25 protein-coding genes and 1 pseudogene are annotated in these 20,982 nt (G+C 41.0%); 9 read left to right on the top strand and 17 right to left on the bottom strand.

Annotation, left to right across the window (positions count from 1 at the left end; genetic code table 11):
* Positions 1 to 93: 93 nt before the first annotated feature.
* The 3 genes from L1266_RS09620 to L1266_RS09610 all read right to left on the bottom strand — a co-directional run bounded on the left by L1266_RS09620 (position 94) and on the right by L1266_RS09610 (position 2,014).
* Entirely contained in the window at positions 94 to 906 is an 813-nt protein-coding gene (locus L1266_RS09620) for a substrate-binding periplasmic protein (protein WP_138599748.1), read from the bottom strand.
* 119 nt (positions 907 to 1,025) lie between these two features.
* A complete protein-coding gene (locus L1266_RS09615; RefSeq protein ID WP_138599749.1) occupies positions 1,026 to 1,568 on the bottom strand; it encodes a DUF6942 family protein in 543 nt (180 codons plus the stop codon).
* Positions 1,565 to 2,014, bottom strand: coding sequence for a YaiI/YqxD family protein (locus L1266_RS09610; protein WP_138599750.1), 450 nt, complete (start codon positions 2,012 to 2,014; stop codon positions 1,565 to 1,567). Before L1266_RS09610 ends, L1266_RS09615 begins: the two co-directional genes overlap by 4 nt.
* Before the next feature lie 104 nt (positions 2,015 to 2,118).
* Between L1266_RS09610 and L1266_RS09605 the strand changes: the two genes are divergently transcribed.
* Positions 2,119 to 2,652 (top strand): lipocalin family protein, encoded by a 534-nt coding sequence (locus tag L1266_RS09605; RefSeq protein WP_054553367.1) that lies wholly within the window; start codon positions 2,119 to 2,121, stop codon positions 2,650 to 2,652.
* 212 nt (positions 2,653 to 2,864) lie between these two features.
* Here L1266_RS09605 and L1266_RS09600 read toward each other — a convergent pair whose 3' ends face one another.
* From L1266_RS09600 to L1266_RS09590, 3 genes are read right to left on the bottom strand one after another with little or no spacing between them, the layout of a single operon-like run.
* The gene (locus L1266_RS09600; protein WP_054553366.1) at positions 2,865 to 3,200 is read right to left on the bottom strand and encodes a DUF3325 domain-containing protein; all 336 of its coding nucleotides are present in this window, start codon (positions 3,198 to 3,200) and stop codon (positions 2,865 to 2,867) included.
* Positions 3,197 to 4,798, bottom strand: coding sequence for a PepSY-associated TM helix domain-containing protein (locus tag L1266_RS09595; protein ID WP_054553365.1), 1,602 nt, complete (start codon positions 4,796 to 4,798; stop codon positions 3,197 to 3,199). The genes L1266_RS09600 and L1266_RS09595 overlap by 4 nt, the downstream gene beginning before the upstream one ends.
* Entirely contained in the window at positions 4,795 to 5,139 is a 345-nt protein-coding gene (locus L1266_RS09590) for a hypothetical protein (protein ID WP_206004023.1), read from the bottom strand. The genes L1266_RS09595 and L1266_RS09590 overlap by 4 nt, the downstream gene beginning before the upstream one ends.
* 200 nt (positions 5,140 to 5,339) lie before the next feature.
* Between L1266_RS09590 and L1266_RS09585 the strand changes: the two genes are divergently transcribed.
* From L1266_RS09585 to L1266_RS09570, 4 genes are read left to right on the top strand one after another with little or no spacing between them, the layout of a single operon-like run.
* Entirely contained in the window at positions 5,340 to 6,032 is a 693-nt protein-coding gene (locus L1266_RS09585; RefSeq protein WP_235377421.1) for an aspartate/glutamate racemase family protein, read from the top strand.
* Between the two features lie 9 nt (positions 6,033 to 6,041).
* Entirely contained in the window at positions 6,042 to 6,404 is a 363-nt protein-coding gene (locus tag L1266_RS09580; RefSeq protein ID WP_138617186.1) for a VOC family protein, read from the top strand.
* Positions 6,405 to 6,423: 19 nt separating this feature from the next.
* Positions 6,424 to 7,005, top strand: a complete 582-nt coding sequence (locus tag L1266_RS09575; RefSeq protein WP_235377420.1) for a uracil-DNA glycosylase family protein — start codon at positions 6,424 to 6,426, stop codon at positions 7,003 to 7,005.
* Between the two features lie 3 nt (positions 7,006 to 7,008).
* On the top strand, positions 7,009 to 7,743 hold the full coding sequence (locus L1266_RS09570) for a phytanoyl-CoA dioxygenase family protein (RefSeq protein WP_235377419.1): 735 nt from the start codon (positions 7,009 to 7,011) through the stop codon (positions 7,741 to 7,743).
* Between the two features lie 45 nt (positions 7,744 to 7,788).
* Here the strand turns inward: L1266_RS09570 and L1266_RS09565 are convergent, their stop codons facing one another.
* On the bottom strand, positions 7,789 to 8,346 hold the full coding sequence (locus tag L1266_RS09565) for a short-chain dehydrogenase (protein ID WP_235377418.1): 558 nt from the start codon (positions 8,344 to 8,346) through the stop codon (positions 7,789 to 7,791).
* A gap of 112 nt (positions 8,347 to 8,458) precedes the next feature.
* Here L1266_RS09565 and arfB point away from each other — a divergent pair, with 112 nt between their 5' ends.
* Together arfB and L1266_RS09555 are read left to right on the top strand one after the other, a co-directional pair.
* Positions 8,459 to 8,872 carry an alternative ribosome rescue aminoacyl-tRNA hydrolase ArfB gene (gene arfB / locus L1266_RS09560; protein ID WP_138617194.1) on the top strand — a complete coding sequence of 138 codons (414 nt, stop codon included), beginning with the start codon at positions 8,459 to 8,461 and terminating at the stop codon, positions 8,870 to 8,872.
* Positions 8,873 to 9,007: 135 nt separating this feature from the next.
* Complete coding sequence (locus tag L1266_RS09555) at positions 9,008 to 9,328, top strand: hypothetical protein (protein ID WP_138617196.1); 321 nt, start codon at positions 9,008 to 9,010, stop codon at positions 9,326 to 9,328.
* A gap of 16 nt (positions 9,329 to 9,344) precedes the next feature.
* Here L1266_RS09555 and L1266_RS09550 read toward each other — a convergent pair whose 3' ends face one another.
* The 6 genes from L1266_RS09550 to L1266_RS09525 all read right to left on the bottom strand — a co-directional run bounded on the left by L1266_RS09550 (position 9,345) and on the right by L1266_RS09525 (position 14,045).
* Positions 9,345 to 10,379, bottom strand: a complete 1,035-nt coding sequence (locus L1266_RS09550) for a DUF2955 domain-containing protein (protein ID WP_235377417.1) — start codon at positions 10,377 to 10,379, stop codon at positions 9,345 to 9,347.
* A gap of 13 nt (positions 10,380 to 10,392) precedes the next feature.
* Complete coding sequence (locus L1266_RS09545; protein ID WP_235377416.1) at positions 10,393 to 11,454, bottom strand: HlyD family secretion protein; 1,062 nt, start codon at positions 11,452 to 11,454, stop codon at positions 10,393 to 10,395.
* Between the two features lie 4 nt (positions 11,455 to 11,458).
* Positions 11,459 to 11,935, bottom strand: coding sequence for a MarR family winged helix-turn-helix transcriptional regulator (locus L1266_RS09540; RefSeq protein WP_054553355.1), 477 nt, complete (start codon positions 11,933 to 11,935; stop codon positions 11,459 to 11,461).
* 135 nt (positions 11,936 to 12,070) lie between these two features.
* A complete protein-coding gene (locus L1266_RS09535) occupies positions 12,071 to 12,547 on the bottom strand; it encodes a TlpA disulfide reductase family protein (protein ID WP_082389267.1) in 477 nt (158 codons plus the stop codon).
* Positions 12,544 to 13,434 carry a spermidine synthase gene (locus tag L1266_RS09530; RefSeq protein ID WP_235377415.1) on the bottom strand — a complete coding sequence of 297 codons (891 nt, stop codon included), beginning with the start codon at positions 13,432 to 13,434 and terminating at the stop codon, positions 12,544 to 12,546. Before L1266_RS09530 ends, L1266_RS09535 begins: the two co-directional genes overlap by 4 nt.
* A complete protein-coding gene (locus L1266_RS09525) occupies positions 13,419 to 14,045 on the bottom strand; it encodes a fused MFS/spermidine synthase (protein WP_054553353.1) in 627 nt (208 codons plus the stop codon). Before L1266_RS09525 ends, L1266_RS09530 begins: the two co-directional genes overlap by 16 nt.
* Positions 14,046 to 14,236: 191 nt before the next feature.
* Between L1266_RS09525 and L1266_RS09520 the strand changes: the two genes are divergently transcribed.
* A complete protein-coding gene (locus tag L1266_RS09520) occupies positions 14,237 to 14,695 on the top strand; it encodes a GyrI-like domain-containing protein (protein WP_138599761.1) in 459 nt (152 codons plus the stop codon).
* Between the two features lie 70 nt (positions 14,696 to 14,765).
* Here the strand turns inward: L1266_RS09520 and L1266_RS09515 are convergent.
* Positions 14,766 to 15,428 (bottom strand): annotated as a pseudogene (locus L1266_RS09515) (FMN-dependent NADH-azoreductase).
* A 120-nt stretch (positions 15,429 to 15,548) separates the two neighbouring features.
* On the opposite strand from L1266_RS09515, the gene L1266_RS09510 reads away from it, so the two are divergent.
* Positions 15,549 to 16,397, top strand: a complete 849-nt coding sequence (locus L1266_RS09510; RefSeq protein ID WP_235377414.1) for a LysR family transcriptional regulator — start codon at positions 15,549 to 15,551, stop codon at positions 16,395 to 16,397.
* Positions 16,398 to 16,512: 115 nt separating this feature from the next.
* On the opposite strand, the gene L1266_RS09505 is transcribed toward L1266_RS09510, so the two are convergent.
* From L1266_RS09505 to L1266_RS09495, 3 genes are all read right to left on the bottom strand, one after another.
* Positions 16,513 to 17,394, bottom strand: a complete 882-nt coding sequence (locus tag L1266_RS09505) for an alpha/beta hydrolase (protein ID WP_235377413.1) — start codon at positions 17,392 to 17,394, stop codon at positions 16,513 to 16,515.
* A 286-nt stretch (positions 17,395 to 17,680) separates the two neighbouring features.
* Complete coding sequence (locus L1266_RS09500) at positions 17,681 to 20,011, bottom strand: S9 family peptidase (protein ID WP_235377412.1); 2,331 nt, start codon at positions 20,009 to 20,011, stop codon at positions 17,681 to 17,683.
* A gap of 94 nt (positions 20,012 to 20,105) precedes the next feature.
* The gene (locus L1266_RS09495; protein ID WP_187489704.1) at positions 20,106 to 20,906 is read right to left on the bottom strand and encodes a DODA-type extradiol aromatic ring-opening family dioxygenase; all 801 of its coding nucleotides are present in this window, start codon (positions 20,904 to 20,906) and stop codon (positions 20,106 to 20,108) included.
* Positions 20,907 to 20,982: the final 76 nt, after the last annotated feature.

Below are 20,982 nucleotides of genomic sequence, written 5' to 3'. Positions count from 1 at the left end.
ATGAGGCAATGGCTTTGCGTTCGAGCGCGAAAAATCACGATTGACTTCAAAAATAAGAAAAATAGCGGCTAACTTACCTAAAATCACTCCAACTTAGTAAATGGCAGAGCCATTTAAGCACTGCTCTGATACTTTGGATGCTTCGCCGTGAGAGTGCCTATCCTCTTCGACAAACTGATCAACAAAAGGGTCAATCAGGTTTTCTTGCTTCATGGTATCGAGGGCGTGTTGCAGCTTAGTAACTACCTCCGGCGATGTGTTTTTGTTAAGTGCTAAATAATTACCCACTAAAGCAGGGTGCTTTAACTCAAATACAGGTGTGACTTGGTCTGGGCTCATACCTACATTCATCAATTGTGTTGATAGAGTGAGAGAGGAGCCAATCAGTAAATCATGCTTGCCTTGCTTAAACATTTTAAGTTCTTCGAACTTTTTTGAGTAAGTTAAAAATTGCTGGCCTTCAGTAAGGTTAAAATCAGCAAGAACGGTTTGATATACATCACCACGAGATACGCCAATGGTGTAGTTTTGCAACGACTGTGTACTCGTTACTTTAATGTCGTTTCGATCATTTAAGCGATAGAAACATGAATGCCCAGATACCAAAGGACCAACCCAGTAAAATTGAGTTTCTCGCTTTGCGGTACGTGAAGTAGAGTAAATTCCTGCATTCGGTTGGGCGAGGGTTAGTGACATTGCGCGCTTCCAAGGCAATACACTAAACGTACAGCTCAACTTAGCTCTTTCGCACAAAGATTCCATGATTTTGGTGTTAATACCAGTGAGCTGATTGTGCTCCACAAAATTATAGGGTGGGAACACTTCAGTATATAAAGTCAATTGTTCAGCACTCGCCATAACAGAGCTAGCTGTAAACAAACTCACTATTGGTAAATGCTTAAACATCGGTTTAGCTCCATTTTTCACACTTTAACAATTCGATCAGAGTTTTCATCTAAACTCCTATTAAGCTCTACAGTATTTAAAGCTTAGTTTGCTAACTCAATAACGCAATAAACTAGAAACTAAGAAAAAATATCGGCAACAAGCTGGCTAAGTCGTGCAATTTTAATATTACTTAACTGGCGATAATCAAAATAGGGGCAAACAATCACTTTATCTGATTTACTAATAGCAAATTCATCATCAAGCCAAGTTAATTGGCAATGCAAAAGTCCGTCATTTATAAGCTGTTTAGCATGTGTTCGCCCTGCAATTATATGCAATTGCTCTGGTTTGCCTAATATCGGCGGACTAAACAGTAATGTAGTTTGGCTGTGTGCTTGCAGCAGTTGTTCATCGCGATAGCTCTGCCAATCAGATGCTCTTTTTGCAAAATCATAATATTCACTTGGTAGTGCAAACAGCACTTTGCCATACACGTTAAAAACTTTGCGCCAACCATTTCCACATGCTTGGTTTATTTCGTTTATTTGGCCGGGTTGCATTGCATGCAAATGATCAAGCTGTTGCCAAGCAGGCATCGGCGGGCGCTTTTCTATATAAACAGCGACTTTAAACGCATCATCACCAAAACCCTGCAGTGGCGCACTATTAACGACACTCATAACTGTTTAGCTAGGATTCGATCAAGATTATTTGCAAAGTTTTGGCGGTCTGCTTGGCTTAACGGCGGTGGGCCACCGGCCATTTCAACGCCACTTGAGCGCATAGTTTCCATAAAATCACGAACGTTTAAACGTGAGCGAATATTTTCGGTCGTATATAATTCACCGCGCGGATTAAGAGCTTGTGCGCCTTTTTCGATGACTTCTGCAGCCAAGGGAATATCACCGGTGATCACCAAATCATTCGGCTCAATACGTTTAACGATTTCGTTGTCGGCAATATCAAAACCCGAAGATACCTGCAAACGGCTAATAAACTTTGAGGGTGGTACTCGCATCGCATGGTTCGCCACTAATGTGGTAAAGGTCTGTGTGCGCTCTGCGGCACGAAACAATATTTCTTTAATAACGACGGGGCAGGCGTCTGCATCAACCCAAATCTTCATGCTGTTCTCAATCTTTAATTTTAGACATTAATAGTTTACCGTAATTGAACTAAATTAGTGCTATTAACGTATTAATTTGTTTAATTTTTAAAGGGAGTAAAAACGTGCAAACATCATTAAAGTTAATCGGGGTTTTATGTATCACAGTCATTTTATCTGCGTGTACAGGCGTGCCAGACAACATCAAACCCGTCGATAATTTTGAGTTAAACAGATACACAGGAACATGGTACGAAATTGCACGTTTAGATCATTCATTTGAACGCGGCCTTGAGGGCATTACCGCCGAATACTCAATTAACCCAGATGGCAGTGTGAAGGTTATCAACAAGGGTTACAGCGCCGAAGATAAAGAATGGCAGCAAGCTGAAGGTAAAGCGAAGTTTGCAGAGGAACAAAACATAGGCCACTTAGAAGTCTCATTCTTTGGACCATTTTACAGCTCTTACGTGGTGTTTGAATTAGATAAGCAAAATTATCAATACGCTTATATCACAGGTTATAACAAAGAGTATTTATGGTTTTTGTCGCGCACACCGACCGTGACAAAACAGCAAATGCAGGACTTTATAAACACTGCAAAAGAATATGGCTTTAAAACAGATGAACTTATCTATGTTGACCATAATAGCTTGTAAAGGGGCTTTACAACTGTCTTTAAACTATCACGAATGTGCAACACAACTGTAATGGATGCTAGGCAAACTTAGCGTCGTTAAATTGAAGCAACATGTGATCCCCCAATTTAATCCCCTGCTAGGGTAGGCATTGCCTACCCATTTTTTTAAACAAATTTGATCAATTAAGCATTATTGCAAATTGCTATCAGATCAGTTTTTTACTAACTAAACTACAAAATCATCACCGAAAAGCCACTCAACAGTAAAATAGACATAGTAAATACACTGACATGCTTTACCCATGAAACAGTAAAACTGTATAAAATCATGAGCATAAGCACACTTAAAGCCATATAGCCGCAAAACAGCAATGCGCCGTACCCAGCATCAGACAGCACACAAAGTACCAAACTTAGTAAAATACTGATCCAGCCACTGGCTAAAAAGCTATTTCGTTGTTTTTCGGTTAATTTCTTTTTAAATACATCACGAAAATGATTGAATTTTGCCAGCGCAAAACAATTAAACCCTAAAAAGCAGAGACTAAATTGCAGTAACTCCATCATCCTTGTTGCTCCTTTAACACCCTATTTTTACTTGGTTTTGCCTTGTTAATAACAGCTTTGTGACTAGCTATTTTTTTGCTTTGTAGTAAAAACAATACGCCAGCACAAATAAACGCACTATCAACACCGAATAAGGCCCATTGATTAGTTAGTAAATACGTGATCCAATTACCATCTGTTGTCAGTGCATTTACCACGGGCACGAGAAAGCAAGCTATTGCATTGAGCCATGCATTATAGCGCCAGTGGCGTTTTTCTATACTGCTCACAGCCGAAAGCGCCACCGCAAGCCAAGTTAAGAAAAACACGAGTATTTCTTTATCGGCACGCCCAGCTAACTCTAAAGGCAATAAACGATTAGCAATGAAGAACGCTGAAGTTGCTAGCGGCAAGCCCATTAAAGTTATTAAATTAAGACTTTCAACAAGCTTTAAACCAAAGCTTGGTTTTTGCTCTGCTTTGAGCCTCTCGCGTAAGCGTTTTGCCCACATAATGCAGCCTGTAGCGATCATGGCACAGCCAGCTACGCCACAGAAAAAATACAACCAACGCAGCAACGGCTCCGCTAAACGACCGCTATGCAATGCCGTCATTGAGTCATAAAACTGCGCCGAAGCGCTCCAATCTTCGCCAGAACTCGCTTCAAGCTCGCCCGTTACACCATTGAATAAGTAGCGTGGTCCGTTATCTACAACCTCTTTGCCGGTTGCCAAATAAACCACGATTTGTGAGGAAGCAGTATTCGCATTTCTTACAAACACGTAGCTAATATCAGCATTCGGTGACTTAGTATAAATCTGATCTAACACATCTTTGATTGCCACCATAGGGCGCTGCTCTTCACTGGGCTTTGCACGTTTATTAATAGGCAATGCCTCATCAAACATTTGCCTTAAGCCATTTTCATATACAGTCTCGGCAGGGTAGGGGAACAGCATAAAAATCAGTGTAATAATACCCGTGTAGGTGATCATGATATGAAATGGTAATGCCAGCACTGACGAAACATTATGTGCATCAAGCCAACTTCGACTACCTTTGTTTGCTCTGAAGCTAAACATATCTTTAAAAATACGTTTGTGGATCACGATGCCTGTTATAAGCGCTACCAACATAAATAATGAGGCTAAACAAACAATTATCCGTGCAGTAAATACATCTATGTAATGTAAATCAAAGTGTAAGCGATAGAAAAAGTTGCCGCCTTTTGTTTCACGAGGTTCGGGTAATTGCTCTAAGGTATTAGGATCTAGATGTGTATAGTTGAAAGGTGCTCGGCGCTGGCCTGGCTGTTTAGGCTCAGCAAACCCATAGCTTAAAACAGGGTTACGTGGCTCAGGTAAGTTTATCCGCCAAGATAATGAATTAGGTGCCTGTTGCTGTAATTGCGCAAACACATAATTAATTTGCTCGGCTTGAGACTGAACCCGTTGTGCTTGATGCTGCACATTGTGTGTTTCGGGTTTAGCCCAAATAGTGATTTCATCTTTAAAAAAGCTGATGGTGCCAGCAAAAAAGATTAAGAACAGTAACCAGCATACCAGCAAGCCAACCCAGGTATGAAGCCAAGTCATTGAGCGGAAAAAGCTCTCTTTCATAACCAATCCTTAATCAATGAAAGGGCCAGCAATTGCCCACCAGTTGTTAGTAAAATAGTGATCCAAACAGTCTTTAAAGACTTAACTGCAAACACCCAAATAAACACACAACAGTAAAAAAATACCGATAGAGTCGTGGTTAACAGCACGCTGTCGAGTTTATTAAGTGGTAATAACACAGCTAGTAATGAAATAAGCACACTGGTAAAGGCGTAACCACCAATGATGGCTGCAACGAAACGCAAAAACACAGCAACACGATAAGATAGGCTCACAGAGCGCTTTTTAGCTGTATTTTTAGGGCGATTGGTAGTCACTGCATCTAATGATTGAGAATGCATGATAATCCCTTAAAAAATAACACGAGAAGAAAACCCCGTATTATATCGCCGACAAACAGAAAAGATAGTAGTTATCATTTGCATGCACGTATTAAATAGTGAAACTGAACCAACTAAGTCGATCTGTTAGTAAAATAATGATCTGCTAGCTTTGTTCTGTGCAATATCATATGGTGTTAAGTAAATAAAAGGGAGCTGCAATGAAAACAATAGGCTTAATCGGTGGCATGAGTTGGGAGTCTACACAAAGTTACTACCAGCTTTTAAATCAAGGCATTAAAAACAAACTTGGGGGGCTGCATAGTGCCAAGATAGTACTCGTTAGCCTCGATTTTGCCGAAATAGCTATGCTTCAACAGCAACAAGATTGGCCACAGATGGCCGAGATACTCATTAAGGCCGCTAAGCAAGTTGAAGCCGCGGGCGCGGATTATTTATTAATTTGTACCAACACGATGCATAAACTAGCTGAGCAAGTACAAGCTGCGGTTGCAATTCCTTTATTACACATTGCTGATGCAGTTGGTGAAAACCTGATCCAACATAACTTTAAGAAAGTGGCTTTGTTGGGTACACAGACCACTATGGAACAAGACTTTTACAAGCAGCGTTTAGCAGATAAATTCGCCATAGACGTGTTAATCCCTGATGCACAGGGGCGTGAAACAGTGCATCGTGTGATTTATGATGAACTATGTAAAGGCGTTATCAAGGAAGAATCTAAAGCCGAGTATTTAACCATTATTGATAATCTAACTCAGCAAGGTGCTGAAGCCATTATTCTTGGTTGCACCGAAATAGCGCTGTTAGTTCAACAAGCAGATACATCGATTCCATTACTTGATAGTACAGCACTTCATTGCGCTATGGCGCTTGAGAATAGTTTAAATTAGGAGCTTACCATGTCGAACCACCATAGCCTAAATTATGTTGAATTTGCTGCTAAAGATTTAGCCGCAACAAAAGCATTTTTTCATCAGGTTTTTAAATGGCAATTTACCGACTATGGCCCTGAATACACGGCCTTTAGCGCTGAATCTGCGGGGCTTGATGGCGGGTTTTATCAAGCCCCATTAGCTAGCTTAACCAATAATGGCGGCGCGCTACTGGTGCTTTATTCAAATAATATTAAAGAGACGCAAGCGCAGGTAGAAAAACATGGTGGAACAATTATTAAACCCTTGTTTGATTTTCCTGGAGGCTGTCGGTTTCACTTCATAGAGCCAAGTGGTAACGAGTTAGCAGTTTGGTCAAAACAAGCATAGATCATATTTTTACTAACTCATGAGTACTCAATCATTATTAGAACAAGTTAGTAAATGCGTGATCTGCGAACCTCATTTACCACTCGGAGCGCGGCCCGTTATTCAGTTTAATCCACAGGCTCGTATTTTAATTGCCGGTCAAGCGCCGGGGATTAAAGTGCATGAAAGTGGCAAACCTTTTAATGATGCAAGCGGGCAAAGGCTTCGCTCTTGGCTTGGTGTTACGAGTGATGAGTTTTACGATGACCACAATTTTGCTATCTTGCCGATGGGCTTTTGTTACCCGGGCAAAGGAAAATCAGGTGATTTACCGCCAAGAAAAGAGTGCGCGATTGCATGGCGTGAAAAGCTCTTAGCGCAACTAAATAATATTGAGCTCACCATTATCTTAGGTAAATACGCGCAGGCATATCATTTACCCCACACTAAGCAGCTGCCCTTAACTGAGTTAGTAAAATCGTGGCGTGAATATTGGCCAAATTACTTGCCACTTCCTCACCCAAGCCCTCGCAATAATATCTGGCTAAAGAAAAATCCGTGGTTTGAGCAACAAGTATTGCCTGAGCTTAATAGTAAAATGCGTGCAATTTTAGCAAGGTAAAAAATGGAAAATAATTTTTTTGCTGAAAACGGCTACTACCATGTAAAGGGGCTTTACACAGAGAGTGAGCTTAGTAAAGTAAGGCCAATTATCGATAAATTTCATCAACATTGGTTGCAAGAAAACCAATCTTTTTATCAATCTAGAGGTATTAATAGCTCAGGTTTGACTGGCGCTGCATGTTTAAGTGCTGAGGAAAAGTTTACTCTTTTTAAGTTTGTCAGCGCCAACACACTATTGAAACAGGTTAAAGGTATTGTTGCTGGTCCTCAGTTTATGAATACTCAACTATTCTTTAACCCATACAATCCCAAACAAGCTAACTATTGGCATCGAGATATGCAGTATCACTTAGAGCTTGATGCGCAAAAAGTAGCTCTTAACGGCCCTGAAGTACTACATTGCCGCGTTGCTTTTGAAGATGAACCAGGAATAGAACTAATACCGGGTAGTCATAAAAACTGGGATTCAGATGAAGAGTTAACAGTTAGATTAGAACAGCAGGGCGCTCGAAATAGTGACTCACTCGTTCGTGGTAAAAGTGTGGCACTCAAAAAAGGTGACTTACTGATATTTTCGGCAAACATGATCCATCGGGGCTTGTACGGCATGAATCGTTTCGCCCTTGATATTTTATACTTTGAACGTCATCCAAGCCTTAGCGAGTTTGTACAAACTGGATTTTTACCAACTGAAGAACAAAAGCTGCATCTAAAAAACGCTGTGGTATTCGAGTAAGCATAAAAAAAGCGGCTACCTCGCCGCTTTCTTTTCGTTTTGCAGTTACTGCAACATTGCGAACAATTCTTTTAACTGCGGCATATACTGCTTAACTAAGTTAACGTTACTTTCGCTAACATCTGCTGTTGCAGTACTTGCTTTAATACCTTCTAAAGCACCAGCCATTGAGCGAGTACCCGCATCAGATGATGATGCTGTAAGGCTTTGTAAACCACTCATTGCTTGGTTTACACGCTGCTTGTTCTCTTCAGACATACCCGCTTTAAGATTTTCTAAATACGCCATTGATACTTCTGAGCCAACCGTGACTAACTGCTCTGGTGTGAAACCATATTGTTTGGTAAGGGCTGCAAACTCAGTATAAAACTCATGCTCTTTGATGTGACCTAATGCAGACATCACTGCCGAACTATCAACACCATCAGAACTACCTAGCATACCACCAAGGTTTACATTATCTAACTCAGATTGGCTTTGTGACCAATTAACAACTGCAGGTAAGGCTTTAATGTAACGCTGTAGCTGATTTTCAGAAATATCTTCTGCGAAGCTAGAAAAACTCATCGCAAGTAGACTCATAGAAATAAGTAGTGCTTTCATCGTGATCTCCTTTCTTTCAAAATGGTTAGCAACCGGCGCAAATAGTCGAGCTATTATGTTTAGCCAATTACAAATGTTACAATACCTTTTTTACCATAGCTAACTGAACCTGATGTTAATTATTTCTAATACCGTCACAATTGATGAATGGGAACTCGACTTTAGTGCGATCCGCTCGCAAGGCGCGGGCGGGCAGAATGTCAACAAAGTGGCCACAGCTATTCACCTTCGCTTTGATATTAAACGCTCAAAGTTACCTGACTTTTACAAGCAACGTTTACTTAATTTGAATGATTCTCGAATTACCAAAGAGGGCGTTATTGTTATTAAGTCGCAAAGTCATCGCACGCAAGAGATGAACAAAGAGGATGCGCTTAATCGTTTGAAAGAATTAATTCTTAATGCCACTCAAGTACAAAAGGCGCGAAGAGCGACAAAACCAAGCAAAAGCTCTCAGAGAAAACGCATGGACTCTAAAACGAAAAGAGGACAAACAAAAGTATTAAGAAAAAATGTAAAATTCTAACTTTCACATCAGAAAATCGTGTCAAAAATAAGCAGAACTGTAAAGAAGTGTAACTTGTTAACAAAGTTAATTGATGGTTAATCCTGCCGCGTCTATAATAGTCATACAATCTCACCATTAATGAAGGAGCCGCGTATGGGCCAGAAATCACGCATTGTTGCTGCAGCAATGATAACGCTGTCAGCTTTGCCTATGTCGAGTTTTGCTGTAGATTCATGGCAAGCCGGTAACGCGTATCCGCAAGGTAGTGAAACCTGTTACAACGAAATTCTTTATAAAGCCAGATGGTGGGCAACTCCAGGTGAAGAACCAGGTAGTTCACAATGGGGCGCTTGGGTTGCAGATGTCGCCTCAAAAACCTGCGTACAGAGTGTCGTAAAAAAACAAGATGATTTATTAAAGTCTTTACCGACCATTTTCGAATCAAATAACAATAAAAAAGGGAGTTCTGATTAACTCCCTTTTTTAATCTTTACGCAAACGTGTGATGCCTTGTCATTTCAAAGCGATTTAAGATGTGATGCATTATATACACCGCACACAAGCTCAATAGTATTGCCACAGATACCGACGAAAAACGATACAGCGCGCTGTAAACTAGATCTTGCCCCGGCCCTAATGACTGGCCAAACAAAATACCAAATGTGGTAATAATACCAAAACCAACACCCGGAATACCGCCACCAATTATGTGATAACGACTAAAGATAAAGGTCAAAATCCACAGAATTAACGCAGGAAATATTAAAATATCGGTATGGTTATACAAAAATAACTGTGCCACTAACGCTAAGTTACAACCAATTAAGGTGCCTATAGCACGTTGCCATGCCGCCATACCTGCCGCTTTCCAGCACAACGAAAACAATATCAGTACCGAGGCCGCTTGAGCAGAGATTGAATCTTGTAAATCAAAGACCTGAAAAACAACGAATGACAAGGTAGCTACAGTTGAGCAAAGTAATACTTCATGACGCACACTTTCTTTTGCTTTTTCTGGCATTACCCGACCTTGGCGTGGTGCTACATCAGGAAATAAACCATGCATTAGCATCGAGAACACCACTGTGACCACAACGGCAACAGCGTTACTAATGATCAACGGATAAATACTCACACCACCGCCGGTGTAGGTCGAAAAATGCAATTGAATCGACAAACTCACCACGGTTGTGGCGCCAAATAAAAAGTTAGCACCACGGCTCATTTGATAGAATAAAAAGGCAAAAGCGATAAAGCACATCATTGTCATAACAACAGGCAGGTGTGAAAACAAACCTTGTACAACCAATACGAACAGCGCACTGAACACCGCGCCTGCATAAAACTGACGAATAATATGCATGTTAAGCACAGGCACTAAACCGAGCAATAGCATAGGGTAAACAGTAAAAAAGATGCCATTAGGCCAGTTCATCAATTTTGCCAGTGTAAACCCTAGTGCTGAGCCCGTAGCAATGCGTAGCGCTTGGCGTAAGCCGTTACCATCGAGTTGCAATACTGACATAACTCACCCAGCCTTAGTAAATGAAGTGCAGAACACTAATGAAGCGAATTTGCATACTTGCAAACCAGCTACCGATGCTAGAGTCAGGCAGAAGTTGTACAGTTGCACGCGCACCACTTGGAAATTTAGCCAGCATCTGGTGCTCATCTAGTTGAATATGGATACGTTGACGCTGTGCATCTCGTACCCAACGGTTGCTGCTTTCAGTCGCACTGAGTAAACCGTTCGCGTTAAGCTGACCATCACTCACACCGGCTTCAAAACTAATAATTTTGCCTGTAAACACTTTGCCCGGTAGCGCATCAAAGCTGACTTTTGCAGTACTTCCAATTTGCACGTGAACTAACGACTTTTCACGAAAATCAGCAACCAAATCAGCCTTATTAGCAACAATCGCCATTAGCGGTTGGCCTTTATTAGCATACGTACCCGGTGTTACTTGTAAGTTTGCAGTTTTACCGTCGGTATCAGCTGTCACTGTGGTGTACGACAGGTTTAGCTTCGCTTGTTCAAGCTGGTTTTGAGCATGACGAAGCGCTAAATTGTCATCCCCAATTTTACCGCGCGCTAATTTAGCCTCGCTAAGCTGGGCTTCAATTGCAGCCACATTTGCTTTGCTTGATTGATAGTTCGCATTGATTGTTTCGTACTCTTGCTCTGAGATAGAACGCTTTTTCAATAGCGACTCACCGCGTTCAAACAGCAACGTTTGTTCATGTAGCTTAGCTTGAGCAGCCGCTAACTGTGCTTCTATTGCCTTCACACTGCTATCTAAACGTTGGTTTTGTAGTTTTGCATCATCATATGCAAGTTCAGCTTGTTGCACGGCAAGCTCAAAAGGCTCGTCGTTAATCTTAAACAAGGCTTGCTGTTTTTCGACGGCTTGATTATTGGTGACAAGTACGTCAGTCACGCGACCACTTACCTGCGGGGTCACTTGCACAACCGGATGATACACACGGGCCTGCGGTGTAACAGGCATATACAAATCGGCAATCACAAAATATAAAAATAAAACAATAAAACCCGCTAAAGAGATTTTTACGTAACGGGCAAACTTTTGATCTGGTGTCATAACGTTACTTATCTCCTGAATAATGGCGGATACACTGGCGAGCATTCTGTTCCATCTGAATTAAACCATGCGCCATGGTATCGAGTTGCTCAGTGGTTAAGTCGGCATAAAGATGCTGTTTCACATCAGCAATAATCACCTGCAATGTGTCTAACAATTGTAGACCTTGCTCAGTAAAGTACAGACGTTTACTGCGTTTATCTTCAGCGTCAGCTTTGCGAGCAATAATCTCTTGTTGCTCAAGCTGCTTAATCGTACGAGTGAGTGAAGGCATTTCAATGCCTAAGCTATTTGCTAACTCTTGTTGCGTACAACCTTGGTTTAAATGAAACAGGTGCATCATCGCGGTCCAGCGAGATTGGGTAAGACCCAAAGGCTCAACCGCCAAAGTGACAGCATCGCGACATAAACGATGCACACGGCCCATACTGCCGCATAATGTTAAATCAAGAGTTTCGTGAAAAGGGGGAGTGGAAGACATGATGCGCTCCATTTACTTAGCATGCTAAGTATTTTAATGTAGTTAGCATGCTAAGTAAATATTAGTGCAATTAATTAAATAGATAGCTTTGTTCGATAAAAGCGAACAACTGCAAAAGTTATCTGCTAGATAACACTATTTAGCGATTAACTCTTTGATATGACTTTCATAGAGGTCTAATTTATCAGCAACAAATCCTGTGTGTTGGAACCGTACTATGCCTTCCTTATCAATTAAAAAGCTGCTCGGCATCCCTTTGAGTTGATATTGCTTGCCAATAACAGCGTCTGGGTCGTAAATAATATTAAAGTTCACTGCAAACTCAGTTAAAAAAGCATCGGCATCACTACGCTCAACATCAATGTTTACAGCAATCACTTTAAGCCCTTGCTGTTGATACTTGCTCTGCATGGCTATAAACCAAGGAAACGACCGTCGACACGGGCTGCACCAAGACGCCCAGAAATCGAGTAACACGACTTGCCCTTTGTATTGATTCAGTAGTTTAGACAATTGCTGCTGGCTGGCAGCTAAAGGAGGGCTCGAAAGACGCTCTGCCTTAGCAGCAGAGCTCGTAATGAAAAGAAATGCAATTAAGGCGTATTTGATCATTGATAATTTAACAAGTTCGCTGGTGAATATTGATCAGTGAGCACCTTGGTATCCGCTGGCCAATCTTGATTACCTTTAGTATAAAACAAATGCTCGCTGAGTAACTGCAAATCAACGTCGTAAGGGATTAACTTATTTGCTAGCTTGTTGACGCGCTCAATTAACTGCTTCTGGCTAGGCATAGTCTCGAAGCCTGCTAAAATAATACGATTAGAGTTTTCATCAGTCACAACATTCACAAAGTCACCAAACACATCGAAGTAAGTTGCCGACTCATGCTGGTACAACTTACTCGATGAAAAAGTATTTGCAGCGACAATTCCGCCATCAGCCAAAACACTTTTTACTTCCGCAAAAAATTCCTTAGTGAGGAGGTGCTCAGGGATATAATCGCCATTAAATGCATCAAGAATAATCCAATCGTACTTTTGTTTTTTAAGTGCGGCGCGCTTAATGAAAATACGGCCATCTTGCACTTTTGACGTCACGTTATCGGTTTCTATAAAGTTAAAATAATCGCGGGCAACTTTTATCACCGCAGGATCAATTTCGACATTTTCGATATGAGCGCTAGGGTAAAGCTCATGAATGGTATTAGAGAGTGAACCTCCCCCTAAACCTATGATCAGTACATTTTGAGGATCATTAATAAATAGTAAGCTTGCGAACGTCATTTTGGTGTAATTAAACACCAGCTTTTTAGGCTTACTCTCATACATACAGCTTTGCGTACTTTTACGTGTTTTTTCGTTGAATTTTAAGCACAGTAAATCGCCAGACTTCTCCACTAAAATATTGCGATAAAGCGAGCGCTCTTTATGGATTACTTCTGCCAAACTGCTAAAGGGCAGGGTCATGATCAAACAAAGCATTAAGATTCTAAACATACAGCACGCTCCTTTGTTTTAATTTGACTAACAACAATTGCAAGTAAACCAAGCGCGCCTAATACCGCTGCAAAGGTTTTAATGATGTCGTTAACATCAAACGCTAGCACCATATAAAAAGAGGTAATAATCGTGCCAAGGGCGCTTCCTAGGGTGCTCACAAAATACAAACCACCGGCAACCTGGCCACTTTTTTCATGATCGGTAACCAATAATCGCACTGAGTAAGGTGAGATCATGCCGAGTATTGTTGTAGGAATAAAAAACAACGCCGTTGATGCCAATAACGAGCCGTAGCGACTGTCTTCAATATGGGTGAAAATAAAGGTCATAATTGGCTCAGCAAACAATACAATTGGCACCACCATAATGCTTGCTACAAAGAAAATGAGTCCATATTTAGTTAACGAAGGATTGCGAGTAGAGAGCTTGCCGCCAAGTAAATAGCCGATAGATAAGCTCAACATAAAGACGGTGATAATACTGCCCCATATATGCACACTACTACCAAAATATGGCGCTAAAATTCGCCCGCCTAACAGCTCAATTCCCATAATACAAAAGCCACTACTAAAGGCTAAAAAGTAGATAAGCGCATTGATTTTATTCATTAAACACCCGCTGATTTTGTTGTTATTTTACCCATCTTAACCTGATGCAGATAAGGATGCCATGACTGTTTTTTAAGCTGTAAAGGCCGTTGACAAAATATAGTCTTTTTAAAATAAATAATTAAAAAGGCTAGGTTAAAGTACACATGCTCTGGTATTTTACCGGGAACAAACTAACAAGGATAAATGCAATGGATCAGCAAGTAACGAAAATCAATATAGACAACCCTACGATCTTATTTGGCCTCAAAGTTCGCACCTGTAATATGAATGAAATGAGTGGTGAAGGTGCCAAAATCGCTGGCTTATGGCAGCAGTTTTATACAGACATAGCGCCCAAATTAACCCCATCGAGCCAAGTTTATGGCGTGTACACTCATTATGAATCTGATGTCACAGGGGAGTTTGATGTGTTTGCGTGTACTGATCTGCAAGTCACGTCATCAGAGATAGAACAAACGACACTCGCCACAGGTAACTACCTTCGCTTTAGCGGCAAAGGGGCAATGCCACAAACCGTTATCGATGTTTGGGGTCAAGTTTGGCAGTACTTTAGTAATGAACAGTGCCCGCACATTCGAGCATATAAAACTGACTATGAGTTTTATAAAAACAGTGACGAAGTTGAGGTATTCATTTCGGTTGAATAACACTAAACCCATTTTTTAGTGTAAAGCCCCATTATAAAATAAGCCGCTTGTTGCGGCTTTGTTGTGTATATTAATTGGCGTATCTCAGCGCTAATTGCTCTGCTTTAGCATAGGCATTAGTCAAAGAGCGTTGGTGTCTTTGGTCGTTAAATTATTGATACTCACAGGCTATTTCATCAATGTGCTCAGCACCTAAATACTTACTCAAGGTTTTAATGTGCGGCACTAAATGGCTCATACTCTCGCGTATACCACCTGCCTCAAAGCCAAACTCACCCGTTGAGGTTATAACCAGCAAACGTTTACCAGTTAACAAGGGTTGCAAAGGGAAATCTCCCCGCTGCAAGTCAAAATCAAACGTTTTATTGATCCTAACGATTTGATCAAACCATGCTTTTAATTGTGCAGGCATGCCATAGTTATACATAGGCGTTGATATCACGATGGTATCAGCCTTAACCAACTCATTTATCAATTCATCTGATTCGGCCAGTACTTCTTTTTGCTCTAGCGTTAACTTATTGGCAGGCGTAAACACAGCACCAACCCAAGATTGATTAATAAATGAAGGTGGATTCATTCCAACGTCACGATAAATATACTCAGCTATAGCATTATTTTGCTGTAAGTGATTTACAAATTTCTTAGCAATATTTTTAGAGATTGAGTCGTGGTTAGGGTTTGCATTTTTAGCCGAACGTACACTAGCATCAATGTGTAATAGAGTGCTCATAAGTAAATACCTCATTAGTTAATGTGTTGGTATCATCAATAAATGAAGGCTATTTAACAAACGAGTTATTATTCACTATAAGTAAGTTATACTCATCTATAAATTTAGGTGGGTTCAAATATGCATATATCATTACAAGCTTTAAAAGCCTTTGAATCAGCTGCGCGATTAGGTAGCTTTAAAGCAGCCGCGGCTGAGCTTGCGATTACGCCTACAGCGGTATCGCACCACATTGCAAATCTAGAAAGCCGCTTGAATACAGGTTTATTTCATCGCGAAGTGAGAAAGATTACCTTAACTCCATCAGGCGAGTACCTGAGTCAAAACACAACTAGCGGCTTTAAACTTATTTTTACGGCAATTGAACAATTGAGCCAAGCAAATAATCAAGTACGCATCACCACAACATCGTCTCTAGCAGCCCTAAGGTTAATACCCGCTTTAGATGAGCTAAATAGCGAAAAACCACATTTACAGCTCGATATATCAACCAGTGAAACTTTAGATAAGCAACTGCATACCTTGCCTGTTCGGCTAGGAAATAGTGAGGAAGTAAACAAAGAAGATATCATCAAATATGAGAGCTTTGATATGTTTGCGGCAAACACACAACAAAGCGCCCCTTGGCTTGATAAACATGTTACATTATACACCAGCCAATGGAAAAATAATGCCCTACCAGCCCCACCTCTAACGCAGTGGCTAAAAGTAAATAATCTAAGTGATTCATGTTTCAAGGTAAAAACATTCGATCAAGAGCTGTTTGGTATAAATCAGGTGCTCGCCAATAAAGGTGTAGTGTTTTGCTCAAAAACCTTAGTACAACCTTACCTAGATGCAGGGTTACTAACATCGTTTAATAACCAAGAAGTTGAATCAAAACTGTGTTACTACATTCCCGAAAAATCTCGCTTCGAAACATCAGCACATAACGCTGTGATTGAATGGCTTGAGCGGTTACTAACTTAAAAATGTAAAAGTAAACATCATTTAAATTATAAAGTTTTTAATGAACCATAAAAAGCAGCTAGAAACAGAGTTAGTTAATTGGTTTAACGCCTATTTGTAGCTTTGTTTTTCGTCATTACTGAGCCATATCAAAATGATTAAAAGCCCCATCTAGCGCACTGCGAACGGATTGTTTTGCGTTTTGTTCATGGTCAGCACCTTTGTTGATGTGGTGCTGCCAGATAAGGTCGTTTGGTGCATGCTTTTGAAGAGCATTCACTAAACCATTGAATGCACCGGTTATGATTGGATTCTCATCACCACCTAATGTGACATAAAAATAGTGAGTGTTGCCTACTGTATTAGGTAAGTTTTTACTGAACTGTTTTACAACAACATTATCGTCATACCAAGCCGCTTGGCTAAAAGCAAAGTATGCATTAAATAACTCTGGTTTAGTAACCATGGTATATAACACAAAGCTACCTCCCGCTGAAAAACCTGTTAGCGTGCGCAGTCCGCTAATACAGTATGTTCCCTCTAAATAGGGTATTAGCTCTGTTTCAATAAACTTTAAAAACACATCAGCTTTACCAAATATTTCTCGTTGATTTTGGTTAATTGGGCGCGCTTCTATCGCCACATCCTTACGGGCGTAAGGTGGCACTAAATCACGATTTCGCGTGTCATGCCAAAACAGGTTCGGGATGGACACTAGAATAACCTCATGCATATCATCAGTGCTTTCAAGAATACTTAAAGCGTCATCCCAAGTATCAAGGTTAAAGTTGCCGTCAGTTTTAATTATGAGCGGATAAGCTTTGTTAGGGTTGTAGTTTTTGGGCAAGCGAATGAAAACTCTGCGCATTTCTGAAAGCGCATTGGACTTGATATCTACATCAATAAAGCGTGAGCTATAATGCTGTTGGTATTTCACCGCGAAATACAAGCCTGTAGCTAGCAAAACAAATGTAATAAACCAAGCTAAATACTGAAATCTAAATTTTAGTAATGCCATTTTATAGCCTTAATCAATAACTTAATGACACTACTTCAATTACAAAAATTAGTTAATAAGACAATTGTAACAGAGTATTAGTTAACTCCTTTCACCGACTTGACTGTAATACAGGATATTCATTAGATAATCCAATAGCTCGTAACTACCATTGCTAGCACTGATAATTTACTTTAAACATTTGATAGCTTTCATCTAATCGCTATCTTGTGTAACGGGGGTTTACAGTTTGCATAAAAAAACCGCAGCTTAACCTCTAAGCTGCGGTATTTTTTATAGAGCATATTTACTTGTTAAGTAAATGCTTTTCGAAGAAGTTAGCCATCATAGTGTGATAGTGCAGGGTAGTGCCTTTACCTTCTCGTAGGCTGTGAGAACGGTTCGGGTAAGAGAAAAACTCGAACTGTTTATTGTGCTTAACTAATTCGTTAATTAAGCGCTCTGAGCCTTGGTAGTGAACGTTATCATCTCCTGTACCGTGGATCAGTAGCAACTTACCTTGCAGGTCTTTTGCAAAGGTGATCGGAGAAGTGTTGTCGTAACTTTCAGGATCGGTATTTGGGTTACCAGCATAGCGCTCTTGGTAGATAGTATCGTACAAGCGAATATCAGGCACAGGGGCTGAGGCAATCCCAACTTTATATTTATCACCATGGCGGAATAACAAATTAAGCGTTGAACTACCACCACCTGAGTGACCCCATACACCAACACGGTCGGTATCAATGACATCCCAACGTTTTGCCATTGCATCAAGGGCGTCAACTTGGTCACGCACAGTAATAGAGCCTATTTTTTTGTAGATAGACTTACGCCAATCTCTGCCTTTTGGTGCGCGTGTGCCGCGGTTATCAACTGAGGCAACAATAAAGCCTTGCTGAGTTAGATACGACTTGTATAAGTAACTGTTACCTTCCCAGCGATCTTGTACTGTTGAGCCCCACGGCTCACCGTAAACATAGAAAACGATTGGGTATTTTTTACTTTTATCCATATTCGCTGGGAACATGATGTAGCCATCAAGCTCAACACCATCGCGCGCATTAACCGTAAAGAACTCGTGAGTCGGTAATTGCTCAGTCGCTAATTTCTCTTTTAATGCTTTGTTCTCAACTAAGGTTTTCACATTGCTGTGATCGCTTACTTTAATGATCTCTTTCATTGGTGGGGTGCCAAATTTAGAGAAAGTATGCATTGCCCAAGAGGTATCTTTAGACATGTAATAACTGTTTGAACCATCAAATGACGCTGGCGTTACGCGCACCGGTTTAGAGCTGCCATCAAGCGAGGTACGGAATAAATATCGCTGGCCTGGATCATCCGGTGATGCAGTAAAGTACATAACGTTTTTATCTTCGTTGAGCGCTAACATATCAATGATGTCGTAATCGCCCGATGTTAAATCGACTATCGTTTTACCATCGCGAGATACACGGTACAAATGGCGCCAGCCATCACGCTCACTGTGCCAAATAAAGAACTTACCGTCTTTTGACCAGTTTGCTTTATAAAACCATTCAATAAAGGCATCGTCTTTATCTTCAAGAATTTTAGTCAGCTGTTGTTTTTGCCAGTCGAATAACCAAACCTTATTGTGGCTTTGCGGGCGGTTAAGATCTTGGATCATCAAAGATTCACCAGTGCCTGCCCAGCTAATACGTGGAATATAACGATCGCGATTATCGCCACCTAGTTCAGCCCAACGGGTTTTCTTGTCGTTAAGACTAACCACTCCCACTTTAACCGCAGAGTTCATCTCGCCGGCTTTTGGATACGGGAACTCTTTAAGGGTAGGGTAGAGATCATCGGTGTTATTGATCATGGTGAAGTATTTCACGCCACTGGTATCAAGCTGCCAATAGGCAATTGATTTGTTGTCTGGACTCCAGCGGAAACCATCACGAATAGTAAATTCTTCTTCGTATACCCAGTCAAAATTACCATTAACAATGGTGTCGTTACCATCAGTGGTTAAGGCAGTCACAGCCTTGCTACCCACTTTTTCCATGTAGATGTTGTTATCACGCACGTAAGCTACTTTTGAGCTATCTGGTGAGAACTTAGCAAACATTAGCTTTTTCGCTTCGATGTTTTCGCCACCTAACTGATACAGCGAATCAGTTTCGAGGTTTAATAGCCAAAAATCACCACGGCTACGTGAGCGCCACACTTGCTCGCCATTGGTAAAAACCATCAGCCATTTACCATCTTTAGACCATTGATAGCTTTCAACGGTGAGTGGCTCTTTATCACCTTTGGGAATTAATTTTTCGTAGCTAACAAGTACCTTACGACCCGTTCCATCGGCGTTATAAAACACAATATCATTGCCTTTTACGCCGTGCTCATCGTCTTTAGCTTTGTCGTCTTGGTTGTTTTTATCGCTTTCGCGCTCTTCAAGTACCGTATAACCAGTACCATCATCGAGCCATGTAAAATAGGTGCTACGCTCAGCTTTAAAGTCTTTTTCTTTATAAATTTGTTCAAGCGAGAGCGGATTAGCCGTTGCGTTCACTGTTGCTGATGGGGTGCTCGCTTGCTCTGTACTTGAGCATGCCTGCAAACCTAAACCCGCAACCACAGCAAACGCAAGGGTTGATGTTTTAATTAAGTTCATTTTGTTGTTCCTAGGTTTTAACTTACCTAGCGTACCAAATTAGATGAATAAAATCTGAGCCTTTATCGTGTTATCTGGGGGGTTGAACTTAAACTCAATCGTCCCACAAGAACATACTGGCTTGCTTATTGGCAATACGTAGTTCGTAGATATCACTACAAGGGCGCATCGCCGCACCATAGCAAACATGTAACGGCAATAAGTGCTCTTCACGAGGATGGCTAAAACGCGCCGCAGGGGCCATTTGCCATTCTAATAACTTAGCTTGTCGCTGCTGTTCACTCAGCTCAGTATTGCCACAGACATCGACTAACCATTGCTCAAAAGCCATATTTTGCGCTTTAATTTCAGCTGTTTCAGGGGTGAAAAATGCGCGCATATTATGAAAAGTAAAGCCAGAACCAATGATCAATAAATTATCGTAATCAAGCTGTTGTAAAGCCTCACCTATCGCTAGGTGTAAGTTTGGCTCAAGGCTTGGATGTAACGACAATTGCACACAAGGTATATCTGCTTCTGGATACATAATCTTCAAAGGCACATACATACCGTGATCAAAGCCACGAGATGGGTTTAATGTGCTATCGATATTAGCCTTTGCCAATGCTTGATGTACTTTTTCGGCAAGGGCTGGTTCGCCAGGGCTTGGGTACTCAATACTGTAAGCAGGGTCAGGAAAACCATAGTAATCATAAATTAGCTCAGGAGCAGCGCTCGAAGTGATGCTAATTGGGTTCGCTTCCCAGTGCGCACTCACCATCAAAATAGCTGACGGCTTTTGAATTTTTGCAGCAATAGACTGTAAACAAGTAACCATATCGGCATGACTTGGATCGCCTAGTAATGGCATAGGACCGCCGCCATGTGAAACAAATAAAACGCGTGGCTTTTGCATAAATGTGCTCCTTAAATACAGTAATCACTATAGTGCACGCACAGAGATACAATAACCAGCCACAAAAATGCACAAC

The organism is Pseudoalteromonas sp. Cn5-37 (assembly GCF_021532495.1).
Taxonomy (GTDB): domain Bacteria; phylum Pseudomonadota; class Gammaproteobacteria; order Enterobacterales; family Alteromonadaceae; genus Pseudoalteromonas; species Pseudoalteromonas simplex.
The sequence above is the reverse complement of the archived record's forward strand: the minus strand, read 5'-3'. Positions and strand labels throughout refer to the sequence as shown.